This window comes from Clostridium sp. CTA-1, assembly GCF_054768215.1.
In genome coordinates this window covers 41,034-64,357 of sequence record NZ_BAAAAP010000002.1, presented here as the reverse complement: position 1 = coordinate 64,357, position 23,324 = coordinate 41,034, and the positions used below count along the sequence as shown (strand labels likewise).

Below are 23,324 nucleotides of genomic sequence, written 5' to 3'. Positions count from 1 at the left end.
ACTTTTATATACAATTTATTTACATTCTATTATAATTTAAAAACCTGCATCTAAAAATTAAGATGCAGGTAATTTTATTCTTTAAAATGGCTCGAATCCTTGCTCACTCCACCATTCTTCCATTAATGTTTCATATTCTTTATAAAATTGTTCTAAGTGACTTTGTTCCCACTTAGCTAATTCTTCATATATTACTTTAGCCTCTTGAACTTCTGTATCTTTAGCAGCCTTTTTATAAAAGTCTACAGAATCTCTTTCCATTTGAATCCCTATACCAAATACTGACACTGCTTTTGAAGCACCTTCCCTATCTAAATTTTCCCAAGCAAATATCTTTGGTGAAGCTACTTGAATCTCTTTTAAGTCTATGCTATCCACCTTATTATCTTTTAGTTTAGTGAATAAATCTTTTAACCATTTCACATGTTTTAATTCTTCTTCTGCCAATTCTAGGAATGCTTTTTTAGCCTCTTCTGAATTTGTATCTTTTGACACCATTTTATAAAATTCATAACCTTCATTTTCATTTATTATAGCCTGCTTAATAGTCTTTAATTCTTCCTTATTCATAATTTTACCTCCTATATTTATAGTAAGTTCTGTGAAATTATATGAACATTGATTACTCTGAGCTTTTTGAAATATAGTGGTTTTAGTACGAAAATATTACCTACCAGAAATGAGAGCAGAATCAATGAACAAATCTAGCGAAAAAAATATCCATCTTTGACCTATATGTAGCATATTTATAAACTACTATAAACTATTGATTTATCATACTATAATCAATAAAATCCAATAAAATATAAATCTTATATTTTAATACCTAAAATAAATAATGGAGTAATTTTATTTATTTACAAAACTATTTTTTCATAATTAATTAATGCAACCTTATAATACACAATTTATACCCTATATTTTTTTACTTATAAAATTAATATGAATATATTATATCATATTATGTATTTATTCTTCACTAAATATTCTGAATTTTTCTATAAAATTCTACATAGGATTTTATATGTAATAAACACCACTGCTTTTAACATAATTGAATTTTTACTGAATCATGTTTAAATTGCATTGTTAACTTTTTATTTCCACCCAAAATAAAAAAATGACTCCTGTTAATACAGAAATCATCTTTTTTTATATTTATATTAATTTATTTCTTAATCTGTTTTGTTGAATTATTCTTTCTTCTATTGTTACTATATCTCCAATTTCCACCCTGTCTTTTAGAGGAAGGTCTTTTATTATAATTATTTTTAGTGTTTTCCTTCTTAACTTCATCCTCATTAATATGTCTTATTTTATAAGGATGATCTTCTACTACTGGTATCTCCTTGTGGATAAGTTTTTCAATAGCTTTAAGAGATTTTATTTCTTCAATATCACAAAAAGAAATTGCAACACCTTTAGCTCCAGCTCTTCCAGTACGTCCAATTCTATGAACATAAGTTTCAGGAACATCTGGCAGATTATAATTAAATACATGAGATAGTTCATTAACATCTATACCTCTTGCTGCTATATCTGTTGCAACTAGAACTCTAATCTTACCTTCCTTAAAATTATTTAAAGCACGTTGTCTTGCATTTTGTGATTTATTGCCATGGATAGCTTCAGCTTCTATTCCTGCTTCAACAAGATCTCTTGCAATCATATTTGCTCCACGTTTTGTTGTTGAAAATACCAAAGCAGACTCTATAGATTCATCTTTAAGCAAATGTTTAAGTAGAGATCTCTTTTGCTTTTTACGAACATGATATACTTCTTGTGTAATAGTATCTACCGTAGATGAAACTGGTGTCACTTCTACTCTTATTGGATCTTTTACAATAGAATCTACTAGCTTTGTAATTTCAGATGGCATGGTTGCAGAAAATAATAAGTTTTGCCTAACCTTAGGTAATTTTGATATTATTTTTTTAACATCATGAATCATACCCATATCTAGCATACGATCTGCCTCATCTAAAACAAAACATTCTATGTTACGTAAATCAATATACTTTTGATTAAATAAATCAAGCATTCTTCCTGGAGTTGCAATTAGTATATCCACACCTTCTCTAAGTGCCTTTGTTTGAGGATTTTGTGATACTCCACCAAAAATAACTGCACTTTTAAGATTTATATATTTACCATAGCATTCAAAGCTTTCTCCTATTTGAATAGCAAGTTCTCTAGTAGGGGCTAATACCAATGCTCTAATAGTTCTAGGATTTTTATTAACCTTCTTATCCTTAGAAAGATTTTGTAATACAGGAACTGCAAAGGCTGCTGTTTTTCCAGTACCAGTTTGTGCACAACCAACCAAATCTTTTCCATCTAATATATAAGGAATAGATTTTTCTTGTATTGGGGTAGTTTTTTTATATCCTTCTTCTTTTAAAGCTTTTTGAATAGGCTTAATTATCTCTAAATTTTCAAATAACATTTTTTCTCCTTTATCTTTTGCAATTACAAATTTTAGTTTTATTTATATTATTTAAACTATTTAACAAATTACAATACACATTATTATAACATATCCTATTAACTTAATTTCAAACCATAATCTAAAATAAATTTATTAAACTAAAAGCTATTCACCATTTTGAAAGTTATTTATATAATTCTGGCTTTTTACTTTTTTATAACCTAATAATACCGCTTTTAATTCGTAAACATTGTATTTTGATCATAATTATTGAAACTATGTTGTATAAATATATTGCCTATCGCGTCTTCTCATTTTAGAGGCCCTCCTCATTCGTAAAAACATAACGCCAAATAAGCGAAAGGACAGTAATCCCACAAGTTGTACCGGTGGGGATTGCTATCATAGATACATCAAACAGAGCACCTTACTCTATCGGGCTTGTTAGAAAAAAGTATTGGAGTCGTTCGGAGCTTCAGCTCGCTCTTTATCGGTATAGCTACGAAGGGATGACACTACCGTTATGGTGTAGCTTTCAAAAATAGAATCACGCCCTTGTTGTTGAGCCATGCGGTGTTCAACAATATTACGCCATTTGCTTACTGCATCCTCATCTTCCCAAACGGATAGGCTAAGTATTTTTCTCTCATTTACTAAACTTGAAAATCGCTCAGAGCGAATAAAGCCATCTATTTTTACCAGCTCGTATTTCAATACTTCTAAGAATTTTTCTGTAACCATAATTTACCTCCTATAATAATTAAAGCCTGATAGCTAACAACGTCTAACTCTATTGGTATCTTTGCTATTTTTATTATACTGTATTAAGTGTCTTATAACATGGAGAAGATTTAGAACATTTTATAGGATAGAGTTGTTTTAAATTGTGTTATAATAATAGAAAAAATTGTGAGGAGGGTGAAAGATGCTATACATTGACCGTGGGAGCAATATACCGATATATCAGCAAATTTATGAACAAATGAAACGGGACATTATAAGCGGAAATTTACCTGTGGAATCACGCGTCATCTCCACACGAGTGCTGGCCAGCGAATTGCAGGTCGGCAGAAACTCGGTAGAAAATGCCTATGATCAACTTAGGCTGGAGGGATATATCACAAGTATACCGGGTTCCGGGTATATCGTAAACAAGTTGGAGTTTGATTTGATTCAGGAATCACCCAAGGAGCAACGGCAAAGCAAGCTGTTGACGGAACATCTCGCAGCGTTCCCGGATAAAATCAAATACAGCTTTCAATATGGCGAGCTTGATGAAACCAATTTTCCAAAGAAACTCTGGCGGACGTATGTGGTGAACGTTCTGGATGAACCGCTGGCACATTCAATGCACAGTTACGGAGATGGGAAAGGTGATCCTCAGTTGCGCCAGCAGATAAAGCAATATCTTTATCACAGCCGGGGAGTACAATGCGAAACAGAACAGATTATCCTTTGCAGCGGTACGCAGTCTGCATTGGAGACCATTATAAGAATTTTTTCAGGCAAGAAAACCGTAGCGATGGAAGAACCATGTTATGACGGTGCAAGAGCAGTATTTCAAAGCAACGGCTTTAAAATATTGCCTGTTCCGGTTCGTGAAGACGGCATTGATTTACAAAAACTTTCGTCACAATCGATTCCAATGGTTTATCTCTCTCCCTCACACCAGTTCCCGACAGGTGCGGTTATGCCTATTCATAACCGGATGGAGGTATTAAATCTTGCACGCCAGCGAGACATGATGATTATTGAGGATGACTACGACAGCGAGTTTCGGTACAAGGGAAGACCCATTCCGTCACTGCAATCTATTGATCAAGCTGGGCGCGTGATCTATGTTGGGACTTTTTCTAAGGCTTTATCACCGGGGCTGCGAATATCCTACTTGGTGTTGCCAACTTGGCTATTAGCTGCTTATCAGGAGAAATACAGAGGATATCAATGCACGATTCCGCTGATTGAGCAAAAGGTACTCCTGCATTTCATTCAAGACGGGCATTGGGAAAAACATATCCGCAGAGTTTGCCTGAGTCAGAAAAGAAAGCATGATACCCTGATTGCCGCTATCCAGCAGATCATAGGCGACCGAGTTCGGGTTTACGGTCATCATGCCGGATTGCACATATTACTTGAGTTTGTGGATGGACAGCAAGAGGACACTCTTGTACAAAAAGCTATGCGCTATGGTGTTCAGGTACGTCCGTTATCTCCATTCTGGCTGGAAAAAGGCCGTTATTCGGGCAATGCTGTCGTGCTGGGATATGGAAAGATAAAAGAAAAAGATATTGTACCTGCGGTAGAGCTTTTAAACAAGGCATGGTTTGAAGAGTGAATAGAACCGCATACACCGGGGTTTTATAACTGAAACTTTTAAAACAGAAGCTTGCTGTACCTCGAATTGAATATCCAAAATTGAGAAGAAAGTTACCAAATGCCTATGCTAAAATTGTAATGGATGGAGGTGATGTTTTGTATTTTGAATATGGCCGCGAAGAAACTGAATTTTTAAAAAGCCGCGATGAATTGCTGGGGGTGGCAATTGACCGAATTGAGCATATATACCGGGCAGTCGATAGCGATCTTTTTTCTTCTGTCGTTCATCATATCATCGGACAACAAATCTCCACTAGGGCGCAAGCGACAATCTGGAAAAGACTAGAGGATAGGTTGGAAATTGTCTATGCTGATGCTATCTGCTCTCTTGAATTAGTAGAACTTCAAAAACTGGGTATGACATTTAGGAAGGCAGAAAACAATCTCCGTGAATGTTTTCTGCCATGAATATTCTAACTGCTTTTCTCTCCAAAATTAGCTAATGCCTTATCATTTCCCGGAGTACGCTCCTTTGCATTTTTGCGCGACAGAAAATACATCGAACACAGTACCATATGCGTCAAAAGCTACACCTTTAATCATTTAAAATCCTCCTTTGTACTAGGATACCACAAGCATTATTATTTGTGAAAGGATGGGTAGACCCCTAGAAAATTAAACGGCTATTCCTTTATCTACGGCGTTTTCCTGTAAAATCATTTGAGCAAACCCGAAAAACACAGGTCTTAGAGAGTGCTTGAGAAGGGAAATTATATTGCGCATCGATTTTGTCAAGATGCTGGAGAATGCGAGTGAGCGCATGTGACTTACCTGTTTCATCTTCAATAAATTCTACATTTCCACTGCCCATTACGCTGTCAAACCTCCAACTGTACGCACAAGGGTTTTCCGGTGTTGTTTTGATCAGTTCATTTACACAATCCATTTGAAAATATACTGCTGGATTTTTTCTTAAAATATCCATTTTTCTGCCTTCCATGGCACTATGAAGATACAAGATTAAGTCATGGCCTTCGCGGTCATACCCGAAGTTAAGCGCTACAACATATGGCTTGCCTTCATCCACCATACCAACATGAACAGCACTACAATTTTCAATAACTTGGAAAATCTCGTTGATATCTCTTATTTCTCTTTCTTTTCGTCTCATACCATTGCCTCCTTTAATATTTACACCACATTACATACAGATAAATTCTAAATTGTACCACATATATTTTTAATTATATTACAAAACCGTCACTATGCTAAGAGCCGGAATGAACTTCTATTTAGGATACAGTTGCAAAATAATATGGGTAACATTATCAGTTAGTTAAATATAAAACTTACTAAATGCAAAACTGTATCCTATAAAAATACCAATACCGTCTCTTATCAAGGGGACGGTATTACTGTATAATTGTTTATTATCTACAAAAAAATTTCTTAATACTATAACAAAATGCTTTCTGATTAAAAGCGTAGAAAAGATGTACGATTTCATAATCAGAGATAGAGTGGAAGCGGAGTTGAATCGATGAACTGGTATGGAATTGCAATAGGAATCGGATCGTTTTTCATTATTGGTATATTGCATCCAGTGGTGATTAAAGTAGAGTATTATTTTGGCAAAAAGGTGTGCCCCGCATTTTTATTGCTTGGGATTGATTGTAATGTTGTATCCCTAACAGTAGGCCATATAGTGATATCTGTTATGTTGGCTGTTTTGGGATTTCCCCTGTTTTGGAGCATCGGAGAACTACGTCAACAGAAGGAAAGGGTGAAAAAAGGATGGTTTCGAAAAAATCCCAAGAAGAAATAATTAAATATGAGCGCAGATCCAAATTAGTGAAATTTATTTACCTCACCGTGGGGCTGGTATTTTTGGGAATTGGACTGCTAGGTGTAGTGCTACCGGTTCTTCCTACAACGCCATTTCTACTAATCACTACTTATTGCTTTGCGAAAGGGTCTTCCCGGTTCCATCACTGGTTTTGTAATACCCATATCTATCAGAAGTATATAGACAACTATATAAAGGAAAGAGCGATGACGCTTAAAGCAAAGCTTTCAATTTTAATATTCGCGTCCACCTTTATGATGATTGCATTTGCGACGATCCGTATTTTACCTGCGAGATGTTTTCTCATTGCAGTCATGCTCTTTCACTGGTGGTACTTCTTTTTTCGTATTAAAACAAAATAGCTAACTACAGGAGGATATTGATATGCAATACAGAATGAAAACTCACCCTTTATCAGAAGAACGGTTGAATTATTTATTGTCAAGAGTACAAACGGGCAGCTTGGCAACCCTCAATGCAGACGGTACCCCATATAATACGCCAGTTCACTTTGTCCATATAAATGAGTGCATTTATGTGCATGGGCTGCCGAAGGGACAAAAGATTGACAATATCATTCGTAACAGTAAAGTAGGATTTACCATGTATGATATGCAGGAGCTCCTGCTTGATGCAAACGATAAGCCCTGTGATACGAATACAAAATATGAGAGTGCAATTGCAACAGGAAGCGCCGCTTTGGTGGAGGACATGGGAGAGAAAAAAATGGTGCTACAGAAAATTGTGGAAAAATATACTCCCCATTTGATGGACGCACCACTTCCCGAAAATATGGTCCGAGGTACTGCCGTAATACGAATCAGCATTGCTGATTTGACGGGCAAGTATTATGAATGATCTCTTTTTATAAATATTCGCCCTCGCACAGCAAATAGCAAAAGCGAACGCCAGACACAAATCCATTGTCTGGAATTCGCTTTTTCCTAAATACAGATAAGTTTAGCTACTACAAACTCATCTGAAACCATCTGAGCTTGTATAGAGATATGAATACGTTCCATGGTATCTTCTTTCGGCATGGGATGCAATTTCAATATTAGGGTACAGCAATCCATCAATCTCTGTGTATTCAAATTCAAACTTTACCATAGAGCAAATCCTCCAATAAAGATTATTTCAATTCATCAGTCATCGTTTGGCTATAGACTAAACAATTATGATTATGATTTTCGTAAACATCCTTATTGGAGGACTGCTAACTATCTAGTCTTTTTTATAAACTATTCAAACTTCCAGCTATATCCGTTAATGGCTGTTATTTCCAATCTATACCATCCATCGTTAGGAATTTTAATACTATTCGCATAAGTTCCTTGTCCAATTTCATTTATAAGTAACGACCCTTCCAGTTTAGCTATAACATTTTCTGCATCCTCATTTGGTACACTTATTTTAAATGTATTTACTCCTTCTTTAAGATATACAGACCAAACATTGTAGTTGTCTGACTGTGTTATTCTTTTAGGCTTATATTTTTCAGCTTCAGCTTTAGCTTTTTCAGCTTCAGCTTCCGCATTAGCTTTATCTTGGGCTGCTTGCATAGCATCATTTTGTTTTTCACATTTATTTTTTAAACTAATTAATTCTTTATTATTAGGATCATTTTTTAAACCTTGATCTATAAAAGAAAGTGCATTGCCAAATTCATTATTTGATGCTTCTTTATTAGCTTTTTCTATCATATGTTTGGTCAAAAGTGGCTTACTCTCTTCAATTTTCTTTATTGCTTCTTTATAATTTTGTGTATCTTCTTTTGGTATTTTACTAAATAGATACATTGCAGATTCATAATTTTTATTCTTAAAACTATCCATACCTTCATTAAAATTATTGCTTGATTCATTTAATATTTTTGCTTTAGATAAATTTTTTCTAACACTTTTTATATCTTTAAACATTGGTGAAAGACTTAACGCATCATCATATAATTCAGCAGCCTTTTTATAATTTTTACTGTCAAAACATACATTAGCTTCAGTGACTAATTTAGAAAATTTAAGTTCATTATTCATAATTGGTATTGTAATAGCTACTATTAATGCAAAAAATAATATTGTAAATAATATTATTTTTTGTTTTTTAGTTTTCTTAATCCCCATATATGTCCTCCTAATTATAAGTTTGATATATTATATATTTTGACAAATAAGTATAAATTCCTTCAAAAAAGAAATAATTGGTGGATTTTATTTAGATAAAGATATTATTTTGTATATTTTTAGTGCTTCTATTGAAGAACTTTCGGATACATATTATCTTTACATTCATGCAGTTAGAAAAATAATATATAGAAAATAATAAACAATACAGAATTAATTGGTATATTTAATATTTCCATATAACTTGATACTCTATATATGAGTTTTATAATTTTAAATATTATATTTTTTAAAATTATAAAACTCATACTATAAAAAAGTATAGTGTGAATAACTAAATAATATTCTACACTATATTTTAAACGAGAATTAATTAAAATGGATTTCTTACATGAATACACAAAGGACAGATTACATTTACCTGGATTTCATTGGCATCCAGATCATAAAACAACTTGTATTATTAATATCCATGGAATACTTGATCACATACTGGAAAACTATATTGCAGAAGACCTTGGAAAAGCCTGTATAGAAAATAGTTATGGTTTTCTATTTGGTCATAATCGAAGTTATGGTACTATTAATGACATAAGTACTAACATTGTGGATAAAAATGGTGATATACAAACCAAAAGATTTGGAACTACATTTGATGTATTTGAGGATTGTGTTTACGATATACAATTATGGATAGATACTGCAAAAAAATTAGGTTATAAAAATATTATTTTAATGGGACATAGTATGGGATGTCATAAAGTAATTTACTACCTTTCAAAGCATAAGGTAAAAGAATTGAAGGGTGTTATATTAGTATCCCCACCGGATTTTGCTGGTATGGAAAAAGTATACCCAAACTATAAAAATATGCTAAATGAAGCGCAAAACAATATTGCTAATGGTCATCCAGAAAAGCTTCTATCATCCTTAGTTTGGGGATTTCTTCATTTAAGTTCTGGTGCCTTCTGCAACTTTTTTAAAAATGAAAATCTATCAGAAACATTACCTATAATAGAAAATCCACAAGTTTTTAAATAATTATCAAATATTAACGTTCCTATACTTGCTACCATGGGTTCCAAGACAATATTATCATTTGTTCTGCTAAAGAGCATTTACGGCTTTTAAAATCAAAGGCAACAGGATGTACAAATTTTTCATATAAAATAATTAACGGTGCTAATCATAGGTATATGAATAAAGGTATAGAATTAACAAATGAAATAATTAATTGGGCTGAAAAAATAAAGAGTAAATAATAAATTTTAAAGAGAACCGTAACACAGTTCTCTTTAAAGTTTTGTATTTAATATTTTTAAAAAATTCTTTAACACACTACATTGTAATTTATATTTTAAGTTAGTTAATTACAAATGCAATGAGTATTATTTAGAACATTTTAAAGTTTCTTTTTTTATTCTTTTCAATACTTTTTTAGATCCTCTTTTAATATCTTTTTCTAACTTTCTTTCCTTATAACTTATAAATAACTGATTTAGATCATACCCTTCTGGATAAAGATCACTTGCCTTTAATTCTAATTTTATTCTTTTATAGTTAACTTCAATAAACTCCTTATTGTATAGTATAGTCACATTATTTAATCTATCTCTTTCTTTATATACAATAGCTAATTCATTATTTTCTAAAAGAATAACCTTATCGCCTACAGAGTAGTCATAAAAATCTTCCTTTGCTTGTAACTCTTTATTTTTTATAATCTTGCTGTCTTGTATTAAATTATAATTATAACTTTTTGTATCCATATATTTTCTTGCTCTATCAATAATTGAATCATATAAGCCCATCTTTTTAGAAATATATAAAGCATTACTATCTCCTACTTTTCCTATGCTAAGTTTATATAATGGTTCTAAAGTTTCTTTCTCAAACTCCATAGCTGCATTCTCAAAATCAGGATGTTCTTTTGAAAAGTTTTTTATTTCTCCATAATGAGTAGTTGATATAGTTATAGAGCCCTTGTGATACAATTCTTCTAATATTGCAATAGCCAAAGCAGACCCCTCATTTGGTTCTGTTCCGCTACCGATTTCATCAAACAATAATAGTGTTGATTTTGTACTTTCTCTAATTATTTCAGCTAGATTTTTTACATGAGATGAAAATGTACTTAATGCATTTTCAACACTTTGATTATCACCAATATCAACAAATAACTTTTTAAATACTGAAAATTCTGTTCCTTCTTTAGCTTCTATGTGAAATCCAGATTGGATTGCTAATGTTAGAAGCCCAATTGTCTTTAATACTATTGTTTTACCTCCTGCATTTGGCCCTGTTATTATTAATCCTCTATAATCTTTTCCAATTTCAAAGTCTAAAGGTATACTATCTTTAATAAGAGGATATTTCCCTTTAATTATTTTTATATATCCATAATCATTTAATTTAGGTTTAATTCCATTTATTACTTTACTATATTTAGCTTTTGCCCAAATCATATCATATTCAGATATAACATCAACATTCATCTTCAGATCTTTTATTCTTTCAAAAATCATCTCTGTTAAAGTAGCTAGGATTTTGTATTCTTCCACACTTTCTTCTGCTTTTAATACTGTTAATTCACTTGTATACTTTGAGATAACATTTGGCTCCATAAACACTGTTGTTCCCTTTGAAGATGTTTCAACGATAGTTCCCTCTACTTTATTTTTATGTGCTGTCTTAATTGCAATGGTATGTTTTCCATCACGCTGACTAATAAAGAATTCTTGAATATACTCTTTATTTGCACTATTTTTAAGGAACTTATCTAATTTTTCCTTTATCTTACCTTCACATATATCAATATTTCTTCTTATTTTTTTAAGTTCCTTACTAGCATTTGAGTCAACTACACTACCTCTAATTGATCTATTTATTTCCTCTTCAATATAACTCAAATCACAAATATTCTCTCCATAAGCACTCAATGTAGGCGCATATCCCTCTTTGTCTTTTATGAATAACTTAACCTTCCTGCATCCTCTTAAAAAATTTGACATCATAGTCAAATCAGTGGGTTCTAAAGATGCTCCTTTTTCAATTTTTTCGATAAGAGGTAATACATTGAAAATGCCCTCTAATGGTATATTATAAGAGGCATCTAATAATCTTCTTCCCTCAGATGTTTCATCTAGTCTTTGATTTACAATATTTATATTACTACTAGGTTCTAATTTGTCTATCAATCTTTTTCCTAAGCCGCTGACGCAATATTCTTTTATCATTTCTTTTAATTCATAATAATGTAATTTTTCTAATGTTTCTTTATTCATCTCAATGATCTCTCCTTGTATTTTTTATTACAATACAAGTCTACGAAATCTTGATAGATTTCTATTTTTATATAATAAAAAAAGCTATGGATACTCCCACAGCTTAAAATTCAACAATTAATAAAGGTAATATATTACCCCTTTAAAGTAAATTCGTGGACTTGTATCTTTAATAGTACAAATTAATTCCATAACAAATAAAAGGTATAAAACCCCTATTTTTTAGAATTAATATTAACTTAACTATTTTAGATACTAGACACTCACAAAATTCCCTCTCTTCTTTTGAAATCTATCTTAAATATAATATACATTAAATCCAGTCTAATTGTCAATTTTATTATATATAGTTATACCAATCTTTTTAATCTTTATTATTCATCTAATATTAGTAAAATCCATTTATTTATGACACCATGCACAGTTTTTCTTTAACTGAGTTTTTTATAAGTAAACTAACAGTCATTCCCAAAAGAATGTCTCTCTACTTGACTTATAAATAGATTATAGCTTTAAAAACTTAGATTTTCCTATGACATAAGTATATCAAATCCTTGGATTAATTCTATCTCAACACCATTAGGATCTTTTATGAATGCAAACTTTTCCCCACTTGGAACTTCTATTGGACCACGTATGAGCTCTACTCCTTTATCCTTTAGTTCATCTAAAGTTATTTCTAAATCTACAACTCCTATACCGATTGATACAATTGATTCTCTAATATCGTCATCCTTGGAAGTGTTTTGATACTCAATCAATTCAATTAGTCCTGAATCTTCATCTTTCAAAAAAGCTATAGTCACCCCTTCCATAGGATTGAATCTTTTTATCTCTATAAATCCTAAAATTTCTTTATAAAACTTTAATGATTCATCTAAGTCTTTTACAGTAATTGTATTAAACCTAATATTCATAATTTCTCCTCCACATTAAATTATTTTTATATTAACTACAATTCTACTTCCTCTTATATTATCCTTTTAACTAGCTTAGAAATAAATAACAATAATATTAAAGAAAATAATAGGCCAATAATAAATCCAATTATAATTTACAATAAAAAAATTCAAACTATTTATAATACGGTTCACTGTAATTGATATAAGGTAAACTATATTAATAAGAAATAATAAATTTTTAATAAAGCCTTTGGACTAGAGAGTCCCTCTGCAACTCTAATTATATAAAATTCAAGAAATGAAAAATTTATTAAGTACATTATACGAGAGACATAGCTATTCTTTACCCTAATTTTAAGAAGATGAAAACATTACAATTGGTAATTATTAGATAATTATAAACATGACAAGTGTTTTAGTACGTTGTACACTATATATAAGAATAAATGTATAGTGAGAGTTTGGTGCTTAGAATACATTCTCTCACTAAAAATAAAAGATGGGGTGTATTATATGTTAACTTGTGATACAAAAAGATTAGAAGATAAAATTATTACTTTCAGCAACTTCGGTACTACAGGAAATGGTGGAATAACAAGATTATCTTTATCTAAACCCGCCCTTGAAGCAAGAGCAGAATTTTCAAAAAGAATGAATAAACTAGGGGCAACTATAACAACAGATGATATGGGAAATATGTATGCTACTTTTAAAGGATCTGAAGAAAACCTTCCCTATATTTCAATGGGATCACATTGTGATTCAGTAGTTCAAGGTGGAAATTATGATGGCATTTTAGGAGTACTTACAGCGATGGAAGTAGCTGAAACTATAGTTACAGAAAAAATTCCACATCGTCATCCAATTACGGTTATGATTTGGACTAACGAAGAAGGCGCTCGTTTTGACCCTGCTATGATGTGCTCTGGTGTTATTACAGGTAAATTTGATAAAACAAAAATGTTACATTCAAAAGATATAAATGGTATATCCTTTGGTGAGGCACTAGATGCAAGCGCATATAAAGGTGAAGAAAAAAACAGAATAAATCCTAAAGATTATATGACTCTTATCGAACTTCATATTGAACAAGGTCCAGTTCTAGAATCTTCAAAAGTAGATATAGGTGTAGTAGAAGGCGTTGTAGGAATGGTAAACTATGAATTTGAATTTATTGGTCAAGCTGGTCATGCTGGAACAGTTCCACAAAAAATGAGAAAAGATGCTCTTCTAGCAGCTTCTGAGGCTATTCAATATTTGCATAGAGAACTTGATAAACTTGATGATAAATTAGTGTATACCACAGGTAGAATAAACTGTTTTCCTAATATACATACAATTATACCGTATAATGTTAAGTTCACACTAGATGCAAGACATCAAGAAGCAAAAGTAATAAAAAAAGTTGTTGAAATCATCGAGAATATACCGAAAGAATTAGCAAATTGTAAAGTCAGCTATAAAAAATTATGGTCTCGTAAAACTGTTAGATTCAATAATGAATTGATTAATTTCGTAGAGAAAAATGCTAATCTTTACGGTTACTCTAATATGAGAATGTATAGCGGTCCCGGTCATGATGCCCAATTCACAGCGTACATGTTACCTACAACTATGATTTTTGTTCCAAGCATTGGGGGGCACAGCCATTGTGAAATAGAAAAAACCTCTCTTGATAATTGTTTAAAAGGAGCTAATGTGCTGCTCCAAACAATTTTAGATATAGATAAAAAATAAATATTAACTTATATGCAATCCTAGTAACAATGAAGTTATCCCTAGGATTGCATATTTATATTTGTTAATTTCAAGTTCTAAAAGAAACTTTTAAATACAACATAAATAAAATTAAATCTTTATACTTGTTAGCCTCAAGCTCTATAATAAAACTTCTACAAAAGAAAATCTAATAAGACATATCTTTATTATTATGTTTTCTCTTAAAAATTAACAAATTTATACATTCCATTTCTTAATCATCTAAACTTAAAGTATAACTATTTCTTGTCCAAGTAATTACTTCCTTCACTCTCTGCAAATTTACTAAATAGGATCTATGACATCTAAAAAATCCAAAATATCTTAATCTTTCCTCTAAATCAGTAAGAGAAACACTACAAGAAAACTTGTCCCCTCTAATATTTAAATTACTAACTCCTTGTTGGCTTTCTATGTAATCAATCTCTATAGGATCGAATAATAAAATTCTTTCATCTAATTTGGCAGGAATTTTTTTCTATTTTGTATACTGGCTTTTTATCCAAAACCTCTTCTCTCTCATTCTTAGCTTCCTCTAAGCCATTATCTAACTCTATTAACCCTTCATCATTTAATCTATAGGCCTTTTCACTAAGCATAAGTGTATCCTTAAATACCACAGATGTAATCAAAATAGCAGTGTCCTTAGCCTTTAGCTCCTCTATATTTTCCATTATCACTTTAGCACCATCTCTATCCATATTAAGAATTGGCTCCTGAAATATTAGAAATTTGGGCTGCTTTAATATTTCACGCCCAAAGCTTAATCTTCTTTTTTGGGAGTAACTTAAATTCTTTATCTTTTTATTCCCAAGGTCTAACAATGCAAGTTTTAACATTACTTCTTTATAATCCAACTTTGTACATAAAAGCTCTGCAAAAAACTTCATATATTCACCTATGGTCATTCTATCATAAAAAGCATCTTCCCTTTGCACAATACCAATACTAGCAATATTACTCCTAACATAATCTAAATTTTTTATATCTTCTATATATATTTCGGCCTTAGCTGGTATATCTCTTCCCAAAATTAAATCTATTAGTAAATCGCTTATGTCATTGTTACACTCTATACTTATAGAACTGCCTTTATCTATATTAATATCCTTTATTACATTATTTTTATGTTTTTTATATAAGTCCTTAATTTTCAGCATATTGAACATTCTTCCATTCTTAATATCCTTATTTTATCATAAATAGAGTTCTTAGATTTAAAGGGAGTTTTACTCCTCCTAAAAGTTAGAAATCATTATCCAGGTACGTAGCCGCTCTTTACTCTTAACTTTAAGAAGATAGGAGTATTAGAGCGTGTAGTCATCAGATAAAAGGAATAAGCTGATTTAAAATATTTTATAAGTATCCACTTGTAACTTACAACTAACAAATCTAAACCAGTTGGAATCCAGTTCTGTTACGAGTATATGACAGGCTATATGAGTAGAAAATAATAAACTTATGTTATAATAATTTTATTACATCAATTTACAATTACATTATGTAAAAAGAAAAAGGTGAATACTTTTGAATAGTATAAAATGTGAACGTAGAATATATGATTATAAATTTAATACACATTCTCATTCATATGCTCAATTAATTTTACCCATTCATGGAGTGCTTTATATAGAAACTAATTATAAAAAACTACCATTAGAAGATGAGCACTTGTTTTTTCTTCCTCCAGATTGTAAACATACCTTTGGAGCTAATAAGAGTAATGAATTTTTGGTTTTAGATATACCTACTAATATACTTAATAAATATGATATGGAAAAAATGGTAGGTGGAAAGGAATTTTTGTTTGATGATAAATGGGAAGCTATAAGATATTTATTGTTAAATGAAGCTGCCAATAAAAAAAGTTCTAGTTCCATCAATGACTTATTCCTATACTGTTATCATTTTATTACGGATGAAAGCATACCTGATTCTATAAAATATATTAATGAACATTTTACAGAAGATATAGATTTAAAAAAATTAGCAGCTATTGAGCATTACAATATTAGTTATTATAGTGAATGGTTCAAAAATAAAATGAAGATCTCCCCTGTTGAGTATATACAAAATCTTAGAGTGAAAAAAGCAAAAGAATTTCTCTTGAATACAGACTTAACAATTCTACAAATTTCCCAAATAGTGGGTTATGACCATAATTCATCATTTACTAGAGTATTTAAGCATTTAGAAAAAACATCACCTACTGAATTTAGAAAAAAATCAAAAAATAAGCTAAAAACTATCTAGATTTTAGAAAAGACTTATCTATCCAAAAAGCTATAATAGAATAAAGGAAGGTGTTTTTATGGTTAATTTTGAGGATTTTATGAAATTAGACATACGAGTTGGAGAAATTATCAAAGTAGAATTTTTTGAAAAAGCAAAAAAGCCTGCTTATAAGCTATTGGTAGATTTCGGTAACGAAATTGGTATAAAAAAATCCAGTGCCCAGATTACTGAATGTTATAAAGAAGAAGAGCTTGTAGGTAAACAAGTTTTAGGAGTGGTAAATTTTCCTCCAAGACAAATTGCCGATTTTATGTCAGAGGTACTAGTATTAGGCATTTATTCTACACAAGGAGTGGTATTAATTCAACCACAACAGCCTGTTAAAAAAGGTGATAAGTTAGGTTAATACATAATTTTATTAATAGATAAACCAAGGACTTACTTTATAGCAGTAAGTCCTATTTCATTAAAACTATATAGATTTAGCCATTCTTCTACATATGGTTTTATAGCCTTTTTTCTCATATAAATTTAAAGCACCTTTATTAAATTCCCAAACATAAATCTCTATCTCTCTAATTCCTCTAGATTTCAAATCCTTTTCAGCGTATTCAATTAACCTACTTCCAATGCCATATCCCCTATAATAATTATCTACTATAAGCTTATCTATTAATGCATATTCTCTACTCTTAAATACTGGATTATCTTTTTCTATAATAGTTATTACCTCTAATGCACCTATTATCTTTTTTTCATCTTCCGCAATATAAAAATTATAATTTTCACTTGATATAACCTTACTTACATAATCCATTAATATATATTCATCTATATTTTGATTAAATACATTAGTTACATTTTCACTATGCATATCCTGCAAATTTTTAAATAATAAAACCAATTCATTTACATCATTTGCATTAGCTTCTCTAAAATTCATTTTAAATTCCCCCTTTATAAGGATTAAATTTATAATTTTGCCATTGTTATAAATAATTTTTTATAATTACTTAACAGAATGTAAATTTTTATGATAGAACTTCTGTTTTTTTTTATCCCAAGTATTTTTTCTAGAGAATATTTAAATATATTAACTTGTTTTTCTAACTTATTTCTATCCATATCTAAATTAAATCTATTTAACATTAATCCATCAAAAAATGATATGAAATATATGGCAATTGAATTAATACACATTTGTGGATAAAATTCTTTCCTTTCTATTCCAGCTTCAATTATATTTTCAATTTTCTTTTCTAGCCTATTGTGTCTATCTTTTATATAGGTAAATTTATCTTTATGATTTTTATAATTTAATGATATAAAAAATTCTGTTTTAGCAAGAGTTAGAGTTCTATCTATTTTACATATATTATCTAGCATACCTTCGATCCATATCATTAGTTGATTCCATATGTTTTCATTATCGCTAAAATCTAATGACTTTATATCTTCACAATCATCTAATTTAAGAACTTCTAAAAATACATCATCTCTATTTTTAAAGTATGAATATAAAGCCCCTCTAGAAATTTTAGCCTCATCCATAATATCTTGCATACTCGTTCTTAAATATCCATTTTTCACAAAAACATTTCTAGCAGAATTTAATAATTCTTTTCTTTTTTCATATTTATAATTTTCACTTACTTTTGGTGACATCTACTCTTCTCCTTATTTAAATTTCTTAATTATATGTTTAACTATACACTGCTGTCGTTTTTATGTTATTATTTAATATATCGTTATTTTTATTACTTGTCAAATAAAAATAACTWTTTTTTATCAAATAGTATTAAACTAAAATAATAAATTTATATTTAGGAGGAATTATGAAGTATATTGATTTTAATAATTTTGAAAGAATAGAGCATTATAAATTTTTTAAAAATGTTGATAATCCACAATTTAATATATGCATGAATATTGATGTAACAAATTTTTTGAGATTTGTAAAAAGCAATAAAATATCATTCTATTATAGTATTATCTATGCTTCTACACATGTGATGAATGAAATAGAAGATTTTCGTTATAAAATGAGAGATGGAAAAATCATTCTGCATGACTCTTTACAACCATCATTTACAGATATAGAATCTAATAAAAATTTATTTAAAATTGTTACCTTACCTCTTAAAGATAATATTATAGAATTTTCAAATTCTGCAAAGGAAGCTTCAATAAATCAAAAAGAATATTTTCCAAAAGTAGCTGAGAATCAAGATAAACTAATATACTTTTCTTGTATACCTTGGATATCCTTTACTAGTATTTCAAATGAAATTGTAATGAATAAAGAAGATTCTATACCTAGAATCTCCTTTGGAAAGTATTTTAAACAAGATAATAAAGTTTTGTTACCATACTCTGTACAAGTAAACCACATGCTATTAGATGGTATCCATGTTGGTAAGTATATTGAAAAATTACAAAACTTTATTAATGAGTTTAAATAATACTTTAATTTTATATATAATACTACCCTTCTAAAAAATCATCCAGAAAGATATTTTATTGTTTACATCTTCACTGTTAATACAGAAACAATACGTGCTTTAAAACAAAACAATTGGAAAGTCTTATGACTTTCCAAATTTGTTATATAAAATATTTTAGATTAAACCATTTTTCTTCATTTATATGCTCCTTTTCATTATTCTTTTAAATCTTCCACCTTTAAAACAATTACTTCTTTATACTGTATAAAATTTAAAGAACTTATCTTTCTTATCTAAAAGTTCTTTAAAATTTCCTTTTTCAACTATTTGCCCGTTTTCCATATATATTATCTCATCATATAAACTTAATAATTGTTCACTCATTTTATGAGTAATAGTAATTAGGGTCAGATTTTCTATACTTAACAGTTTACTTTCTATATCATAAGCTGTTTGCATGTCTATAGCAGAAGTACCTTCATCTAATACAAGTATTGGTGTTTGTTGAATTAGCGCTCTAGCGATTGCAATTCTTTGCCTTTGTCCCCCTGAAAGATTATTACCATTTTCTCCAACTAAATAATTTAACCCATTAGTTGTTTCCTCTATAAATTTATTTGCACCACTTAAATTTAAAACATTATTTATCTGTTCTTTCGAGAATTCCTTATATAGGCATATATTATCTTTTATAGTTTTATCAAACATATATACATTTTGATGTATAATGGAAATCATTTTGTTTAACTGTTCTATATCTAAATTCTTAATGCTGTTTCCATCAAATTTTATATCTCCACTAAAATCAGAATAATACCCAAGCATTAACTTTATTAAGGTAGATTTACCACATCCACTTCCTCCTACTACTGCATATTTTTTATTTCTATCTATTTTTAGACTTATATTATCAACAGCGGGTCTTCCAGCGCCATAATTAAAATATAAATTTGATATCTCTAAGTTATTATTAAAATAAGGTTTATCCTTACCCACAAAATCAGTATCTTCATAATTAGAAAAATCATCAATTCTCTTAATTATAGGTTTAACACTATTAAGTTTCGGAACATTACTCATTATCATTATTACAGGTTGTACAAAAGTAGCGGAAAGCTGAACAATAGCAATAAGCATTCCCATAGTTAGATCACCTTTTATAACTAAATATGCTGATAAAAATATAGCTACAAATTGTGTTCCAAGCCCTAATATTTGAGATAGTGATTCATTTATTACAAATATCTTATCCGCTGTAAATTTTGCATTGGATAAATTATTATTCTCCTCCTGAAACTCTTTAGTTATATTGTCTCTTAAATTATATGATCTAATAACATCATATCCTAAAAATATATCCTTAAGTTTAGAAGTAAAAAATGATAATCTGTTTGAAAGCTCTAATTGCTTATTTTCTAAAGTTTTTCCAAATATACTTGGCACTATAAAAATTAATAACATACTTATAAAGATCCCTAATGTAACCAATGGGCTTAAGTATAATAAGAGAATAACTGTTACACCAAACATAACACTATATTGAAGAATTAAAAGTAATGGAACAACATAGTTCTCTTCTATTAATTTCATATCATTTGTTAATACTGAGATATAATCAGCTGTATTTTTTGAATTAAAATCCTTATAATTTCTTCTAAGTATACCGAAAAATACTTTATTCCTTAGCATTTTTAATAAATTTCTAATAAACATCTTACTTAAAATATCATATACGAAATATAGCAATCCTATGAGAATACCATATCCTACTGAATATATTAATATCCTTTTAAAGCCATCCATATTCCCAATAGTAACATAATCTATAGTAGTTTGAATAAATAATGATAACCCTACCATAGCTGCTGATGATATTATGCTGAATATAATAGTTAATAGTAATAGTAGTTTATTTCTTTTAATACATTCTCTCATAACAACTCTCCTAATCTAAATCAACTTAATTATATAATCATCTAATTAATTAGATGATTATATAATTCATGTTTTTATGATATTACTAAATTAGATATTTGTCAAATGATTTAGATATATTTCTAATTTATTCTAATAAAAAATCTCCCAGTTCTACTGAGAGATTTTTTTATAATAATGTATTATTAAGTTCATCTATAAAATTTTTTAATCCAGTTTTATTTAAATGATAATATATCTTACCCTGCTTCTTTTCTACAACAACCATACTACATTCTAATAATGATCCCATATGATATGAAACTGTAGCTGGAGTAAGCTTTAAAGCTTCAGCTATTTCCAAGCTATATTTAGGGCCAACTTTCAAAAGTGATATTATTTCTAATTTACTTTTATCGCTTAAGGCCTTTAATTTTAAAACAAGCTCTCCTTTATTTCCCATGGAATAAATATATTCTTTATCTATAATTTCATATAATAAACCCATAAAGTATGTATTCTTAAACTCAAATAATGAAGTACTAAAGGCTAGAGTAGGAATTATAATAATATTACTATCATTATTTTTTATAATATTATTTAATACTTCACATTTATTTGAATTAACATATTTAATATAATTGCCTATCAATTTAGATAATGGTTTTTCAACAGCTTTGCAAGCTTGATCATATGCACTTTTGTTATCCTCTATTATCTTAATTAGAGATTTATAATACTTCTTAGGATCATTTAAAATAATCATTAACTTCCATTTAGTATTCTCTTTAAGATCTAGCTCTTTTAAAAACTCTATTATATTATTTAATGTACTAATAGAATCTATAGTCCTTTCTTCCTCAGATATCTCATTATAAACATCTAAAATTATAGATTTAAACTGATTATCTGTTATAATATCTAAAGAATCTATTAACTCTTTATTATTAATTAAAACAAAAGCAATTAGCATAAAAATAGAGGCATCATCTTCTTCGAAAAATAATACTTCATTTTCATTAATAACCTTATATTTATCAAAAGTTTTTATATATTTATCAATCACCTTAAAATTTTTCTTTAAAAATAATTCTCCATTAACTCCATTATTATTGAGTTCGTTTATTAAGAGATCAATAATTTCTTCATAATTATGACTCATATAAATCAATCCAAATATTTCACAAATGGGATCTAACTTATCAAGTATTTCAATTTTCATATTACTCACTCCCATAAATTAATTTACTAGAATATCCATATTATATCATAAAAATGAATTTAATATATTTATTCATATTACTTATATAATATATAATTATTTTATATTAACTAATAATAAATTCCATGAACAGTACTTTATTATTTAACTTATAAAAGAATTTTACAATTTCATATGTGTCTAATCTATTATAGTTTTTATAAATTATGTTATAATCAAATATAATATAATCAAACCATATATAGGTATTAAATAATAAAGAATATTTAAATGAACAATAAATATATACTTAACAAGTATTAATAAAAAAATCAAGGTGGAGTATTATGAATATCGAAAAACTTATCGAAGAGTTTGGAAAATCATTAGGAAAAACAATTTTTAATAAAAAAGAAGAATGCAGTGAAAAAATTAATATTAATCAAATGAGCTCAACAGAAATATTTAAAATAATCTTTAATAAATTATTTCATGAGGGAAACTATAATGAAGCAGAAGATTTAATTTTTTATGAATTAGAAAAGAATAGCTCCCCTGAAGTATATGAAGTTGCCATTAAATTTTATAATTCATTACTAGAAAAAAGTGATGAATATTTAGATAAAAATAATTTTCCAAGAAAAGAAATCTATCGTGGATTAGATGATATAAAAAAATTTAAAGTTAATTTATAGTTTTTAAAAAGTAATAACAGCTCTTTAAAAATGTAAGATATTTTTAAATATTTTGCATTTTTATTATGCCTTATTTTCATCTTTACAGTGGTATGACCACTTGTTTTCCTATTTTATTCTCCTATTTACTTTAAAATTCTAAATCATCATACCCAAAATCCTAATTGACCATTTTACTTTA

General features: G+C 29.0%; 25 protein-coding genes. 11 read left to right on the top strand and 14 right to left on the bottom strand.

The window, feature by feature from the left end:
- Window positions 1-81 precede the first annotated feature (81 nt).
- The 3 genes from ACYUEW_RS01835 to ACYUEW_RS01825 form a co-directional block, all read right to left on the bottom strand.
- Window positions 82-570 carry a ferritin-like domain-containing protein gene (locus ACYUEW_RS01835; RefSeq protein WP_003488680.1) on the bottom strand — a complete coding sequence of 163 codons (489 nt, stop codon included), beginning with the start codon at window positions 568-570 and terminating at the stop codon, window positions 82-84.
- Between the two features lie 598 nt (window positions 571-1,168).
- On the bottom strand, window positions 1,169-2,446 hold the full coding sequence (locus tag ACYUEW_RS01830) for a DEAD/DEAH box helicase (RefSeq protein ID WP_265203579.1): 1,278 nt from the start codon (window positions 2,444-2,446) through the stop codon (window positions 1,169-1,171).
- A gap of 426 nt (window positions 2,447-2,872) precedes the next feature.
- Window positions 2,873-3,169, bottom strand: coding sequence for an antibiotic biosynthesis monooxygenase family protein (locus tag ACYUEW_RS01825; protein WP_460276117.1), 297 nt, complete (start codon window positions 3,167-3,169; stop codon window positions 2,873-2,875).
- A 184-nt stretch (window positions 3,170-3,353) separates the two neighbouring features.
- On the opposite strand from ACYUEW_RS01825, the gene pdxR reads away from it, so the two are divergent.
- Both pdxR and ACYUEW_RS01815 read left to right on the top strand, forming a co-directional pair.
- Window positions 3,354-4,763, top strand: coding sequence for a MocR-like pyridoxine biosynthesis transcription factor PdxR (gene pdxR, locus ACYUEW_RS01820; RefSeq protein ID WP_460276116.1), 1,410 nt, complete (start codon window positions 3,354-3,356; stop codon window positions 4,761-4,763).
- A gap of 137 nt (window positions 4,764-4,900) precedes the next feature.
- Window positions 4,901-5,212 carry a DNA repair protein gene (locus ACYUEW_RS01815; protein ID WP_460276115.1) on the top strand — a complete coding sequence of 104 codons (312 nt, stop codon included), beginning with the start codon at window positions 4,901-4,903 and terminating at the stop codon, window positions 5,210-5,212.
- A 223-nt stretch (window positions 5,213-5,435) separates the two neighbouring features.
- On the opposite strand, the gene ACYUEW_RS01810 is transcribed toward ACYUEW_RS01815, so the two are convergent.
- Window positions 5,436-5,915, bottom strand: coding sequence for a pyridoxamine 5'-phosphate oxidase family protein (locus tag ACYUEW_RS01810; RefSeq protein ID WP_460276114.1), 480 nt, complete (start codon window positions 5,913-5,915; stop codon window positions 5,436-5,438).
- 369 nt (window positions 5,916-6,284) lie between these two features.
- Here ACYUEW_RS01810 and ACYUEW_RS01805 point away from each other — a divergent pair, with 369 nt between their 5' ends.
- The 3 genes from ACYUEW_RS01805 to ACYUEW_RS01795 are packed head-to-tail and all read left to right on the top strand — an operon-like array spanning window position 6,285 to window position 7,448.
- Complete coding sequence (locus tag ACYUEW_RS01805; protein WP_460276113.1) at window positions 6,285-6,569, top strand: DUF4491 family protein; 285 nt, start codon at window positions 6,285-6,287, stop codon at window positions 6,567-6,569.
- Window positions 6,539-6,952 carry a YbaN family protein gene (locus ACYUEW_RS01800; protein WP_085333099.1) on the top strand — a complete coding sequence of 138 codons (414 nt, stop codon included), beginning with the start codon at window positions 6,539-6,541 and terminating at the stop codon, window positions 6,950-6,952. Before ACYUEW_RS01805 ends, ACYUEW_RS01800 begins: the two co-directional genes overlap by 31 nt.
- Window positions 6,953-6,974: 22 nt before the next feature.
- Window positions 6,975-7,448 carry a pyridoxamine 5'-phosphate oxidase family protein gene (locus ACYUEW_RS01795; RefSeq protein WP_460276112.1) on the top strand — a complete coding sequence of 158 codons (474 nt, stop codon included), beginning with the start codon at window positions 6,975-6,977 and terminating at the stop codon, window positions 7,446-7,448.
- A 117-nt stretch (window positions 7,449-7,565) separates the two neighbouring features.
- Here ACYUEW_RS01795 and ACYUEW_RS01790 read toward each other — a convergent pair whose 3' ends face one another.
- Window positions 7,566-7,700 carry a hypothetical protein gene (locus ACYUEW_RS01790; protein WP_261773985.1) on the bottom strand — a complete coding sequence of 45 codons (135 nt, stop codon included), beginning with the start codon at window positions 7,698-7,700 and terminating at the stop codon, window positions 7,566-7,568.
- Window positions 7,701-7,831: 131 nt separating this feature from the next.
- Window positions 7,832-8,710, bottom strand: a complete 879-nt coding sequence (locus tag ACYUEW_RS01785) for a tetratricopeptide repeat protein (RefSeq protein ID WP_003488658.1) — start codon at window positions 8,708-8,710, stop codon at window positions 7,832-7,834.
- Window positions 8,711-9,088: 378 nt separating this feature from the next.
- On the opposite strand from ACYUEW_RS01785, the gene ACYUEW_RS01780 reads away from it, so the two are divergent.
- Window positions 9,089-9,751: an alpha/beta hydrolase gene (locus tag ACYUEW_RS01780; RefSeq protein ID WP_460276111.1), complete on the top strand. Its 663-nt coding sequence runs from the start codon at window positions 9,089-9,091 to the stop codon at window positions 9,749-9,751.
- 347 nt (window positions 9,752-10,098) lie between these two features.
- On the opposite strand, the gene ACYUEW_RS01775 is transcribed toward ACYUEW_RS01780, so the two are convergent.
- Both ACYUEW_RS01775 and ACYUEW_RS01770 read right to left on the bottom strand, forming a co-directional pair.
- Window positions 10,099-11,994: an endonuclease MutS2 gene (locus ACYUEW_RS01775; protein WP_460276110.1), complete on the bottom strand. Its 1,896-nt coding sequence runs from the start codon at window positions 11,992-11,994 to the stop codon at window positions 10,099-10,101.
- A gap of 530 nt (window positions 11,995-12,524) precedes the next feature.
- A complete protein-coding gene (locus ACYUEW_RS01770; protein WP_061326323.1) occupies window positions 12,525-12,911 on the bottom strand; it encodes a VOC family protein in 387 nt (128 codons plus the stop codon).
- Window positions 12,912-13,409: 498 nt separating this feature from the next.
- Here ACYUEW_RS01770 and ACYUEW_RS01765 point away from each other — a divergent pair, with 498 nt between their 5' ends.
- The gene (locus tag ACYUEW_RS01765; protein WP_460276109.1) at window positions 13,410-14,633 is read left to right on the top strand and encodes an allantoate amidohydrolase; all 1,224 of its coding nucleotides are present in this window, start codon (window positions 13,410-13,412) and stop codon (window positions 14,631-14,633) included.
- Between the two features lie 235 nt (window positions 14,634-14,868).
- Here the strand turns inward: ACYUEW_RS01765 and ACYUEW_RS01760 are convergent, their stop codons facing one another.
- Together ACYUEW_RS01760 and ACYUEW_RS01755 are read right to left on the bottom strand one after the other, a co-directional pair.
- Window positions 14,869-15,069: a LytTR family DNA-binding domain-containing protein gene (locus tag ACYUEW_RS01760; protein ID WP_460276197.1), complete on the bottom strand. Its 201-nt coding sequence runs from the start codon at window positions 15,067-15,069 to the stop codon at window positions 14,869-14,871.
- Window positions 15,070-15,106: 37 nt separating this feature from the next.
- Entirely contained in the window at window positions 15,107-15,814 is a 708-nt protein-coding gene (locus ACYUEW_RS01755) for an ATP-binding cassette domain-containing protein (RefSeq protein ID WP_265203590.1), read from the bottom strand.
- Between the two features lie 367 nt (window positions 15,815-16,181).
- On the opposite strand from ACYUEW_RS01755, the gene ACYUEW_RS01750 reads away from it, so the two are divergent.
- Together ACYUEW_RS01750 and ACYUEW_RS01745 are read left to right on the top strand one after the other, a co-directional pair.
- Window positions 16,182-16,907: an AraC family transcriptional regulator gene (locus ACYUEW_RS01750; protein ID WP_460276108.1), complete on the top strand. Its 726-nt coding sequence runs from the start codon at window positions 16,182-16,184 to the stop codon at window positions 16,905-16,907.
- A 58-nt stretch (window positions 16,908-16,965) separates the two neighbouring features.
- Window positions 16,966-17,295, top strand: coding sequence for a tRNA-binding protein (locus ACYUEW_RS01745; protein ID WP_003488647.1), 330 nt, complete (start codon window positions 16,966-16,968; stop codon window positions 17,293-17,295).
- Between the two features lie 66 nt (window positions 17,296-17,361).
- On the opposite strand, the gene ACYUEW_RS01740 is transcribed toward ACYUEW_RS01745, so the two are convergent.
- Window positions 17,362-17,832, bottom strand: a complete 471-nt coding sequence (locus ACYUEW_RS01740; RefSeq protein ID WP_003488644.1) for a GNAT family N-acetyltransferase — start codon at window positions 17,830-17,832, stop codon at window positions 17,362-17,364.
- Between the two features lie 29 nt (window positions 17,833-17,861).
- The gene (locus ACYUEW_RS01735; protein WP_460276107.1) at window positions 17,862-18,554 is read right to left on the bottom strand and encodes a TetR family transcriptional regulator; all 693 of its coding nucleotides are present in this window, start codon (window positions 18,552-18,554) and stop codon (window positions 17,862-17,864) included.
- Window positions 18,555-18,724: 170 nt separating this feature from the next.
- On the opposite strand from ACYUEW_RS01735, the gene ACYUEW_RS01730 reads away from it, so the two are divergent.
- Window positions 18,725-19,351: a chloramphenicol acetyltransferase gene (locus tag ACYUEW_RS01730; protein ID WP_003488640.1), complete on the top strand. Its 627-nt coding sequence runs from the start codon at window positions 18,725-18,727 to the stop codon at window positions 19,349-19,351.
- A 237-nt stretch (window positions 19,352-19,588) separates the two neighbouring features.
- Here the strand turns inward: ACYUEW_RS01730 and ACYUEW_RS01725 are convergent, their stop codons facing one another.
- On the bottom strand, window positions 19,589-21,268 hold the full coding sequence (locus tag ACYUEW_RS01725) for an ABC transporter ATP-binding protein (protein ID WP_003488638.1): 1,680 nt from the start codon (window positions 21,266-21,268) through the stop codon (window positions 19,589-19,591).
- Between the two features lie 169 nt (window positions 21,269-21,437).
- Complete coding sequence (locus ACYUEW_RS01720) at window positions 21,438-22,469, bottom strand: ArsR/SmtB family transcription factor (protein ID WP_030033591.1); 1,032 nt, start codon at window positions 22,467-22,469, stop codon at window positions 21,438-21,440.
- 326 nt (window positions 22,470-22,795) lie between these two features.
- Here ACYUEW_RS01720 and ACYUEW_RS01715 point away from each other — a divergent pair, with 326 nt between their 5' ends.
- Window positions 22,796-23,143 carry a DUF6483 family protein gene (locus tag ACYUEW_RS01715; protein ID WP_460276106.1) on the top strand — a complete coding sequence of 116 codons (348 nt, stop codon included), beginning with the start codon at window positions 22,796-22,798 and terminating at the stop codon, window positions 23,141-23,143.
- Window positions 23,144-23,324 lie beyond the last annotated feature (181 nt).

Excerpts from the sequence above, each read along its gene's own strand:
- ACYUEW_RS01720 (WP_030033591.1), bottom strand. The coding sequence starts at position 22,469 with ATGAAAATTGAAATACTTGATAAGTTAGATCCCATTTGTGAAATATTT.
- ACYUEW_RS01780 (WP_460276111.1), top strand. The coding sequence starts at position 9,089 with ATGGATTTCTTACATGAATACACAAAGGACAGATTACATTTACCTGGA.
- ACYUEW_RS01730 (WP_003488640.1), top strand. The coding sequence starts at position 18,725 with ATGAAGTATATTGATTTTAATAATTTTGAAAGAATAGAGCATTATAAA.
- ACYUEW_RS01770 (WP_061326323.1), bottom strand. The coding sequence starts at position 12,911 with ATGAATATTAGGTTTAATACAATTACTGTAAAAGACTTAGATGAATCA.
- ACYUEW_RS01755 (WP_265203590.1), bottom strand. The coding sequence starts at position 15,814 with ATGCTGAAAATTAAGGACTTATATAAAAAACATAAAAATAATGTAATA.
- ACYUEW_RS01805 (WP_460276113.1), top strand. The coding sequence starts at position 6,285 with ATGAACTGGTATGGAATTGCAATAGGAATCGGATCGTTTTTCATTATT.
- ACYUEW_RS01830 (WP_265203579.1), bottom strand. The coding sequence starts at position 2,446 with ATGTTATTTGAAAATTTAGAGATAATTAAGCCTATTCAAAAAGCTTTA.
- ACYUEW_RS01790 (WP_261773985.1), bottom strand. The coding sequence starts at position 7,700 with ATGGTAAAGTTTGAATTTGAATACACAGAGATTGATGGATTGCTGTAC.
- ACYUEW_RS01735 (WP_460276107.1), bottom strand. The coding sequence starts at position 18,554 with ATGTCACCAAAAGTAAGTGAAAATTATAAATATGAAAAAAGAAAAGAA.
- ACYUEW_RS01785 (WP_003488658.1), bottom strand. The coding sequence starts at position 8,710 with ATGGGGATTAAGAAAACTAAAAAACAAAAAATAATATTATTTACAATA.
- ACYUEW_RS01800 (WP_085333099.1), top strand. The coding sequence starts at position 6,539 with ATGGTTTCGAAAAAATCCCAAGAAGAAATAATTAAATATGAGCGCAGA.
- pdxR (WP_460276116.1), top strand. The coding sequence starts at position 3,354 with ATGCTATACATTGACCGTGGGAGCAATATACCGATATATCAGCAAATT.
- ACYUEW_RS01795 (WP_460276112.1), top strand. The coding sequence starts at position 6,975 with ATGCAATACAGAATGAAAACTCACCCTTTATCAGAAGAACGGTTGAAT.
- ACYUEW_RS01715 (WP_460276106.1), top strand. The coding sequence starts at position 22,796 with ATGAATATCGAAAAACTTATCGAAGAGTTTGGAAAATCATTAGGAAAA.
- ACYUEW_RS01740 (WP_003488644.1), bottom strand. The coding sequence starts at position 17,832 with ATGAATTTTAGAGAAGCTAATGCAAATGATGTAAATGAATTGGTTTTA.
- ACYUEW_RS01775 (WP_460276110.1), bottom strand. The coding sequence starts at position 11,994 with ATGAATAAAGAAACATTAGAAAAATTACATTATTATGAATTAAAAGAA.
- ACYUEW_RS01745 (WP_003488647.1), top strand. The coding sequence starts at position 16,966 with ATGGTTAATTTTGAGGATTTTATGAAATTAGACATACGAGTTGGAGAA.
- ACYUEW_RS01810 (WP_460276114.1), bottom strand. The coding sequence starts at position 5,915 with ATGAGACGAAAAGAAAGAGAAATAAGAGATATCAACGAGATTTTCCAA.
- ACYUEW_RS01725 (WP_003488638.1), bottom strand. The coding sequence starts at position 21,268 with ATGAGAGAATGTATTAAAAGAAATAAACTACTATTACTATTAACTATT.
- ACYUEW_RS01835 (WP_003488680.1), bottom strand. The coding sequence starts at position 570 with ATGAATAAGGAAGAATTAAAGACTATTAAGCAGGCTATAATAAATGAA.
- ACYUEW_RS01825 (WP_460276117.1), bottom strand. The coding sequence starts at position 3,169 with ATGGTTACAGAAAAATTCTTAGAAGTATTGAAATACGAGCTGGTAAAA.
- ACYUEW_RS01765 (WP_460276109.1), top strand. The coding sequence starts at position 13,410 with ATGTTAACTTGTGATACAAAAAGATTAGAAGATAAAATTATTACTTTC.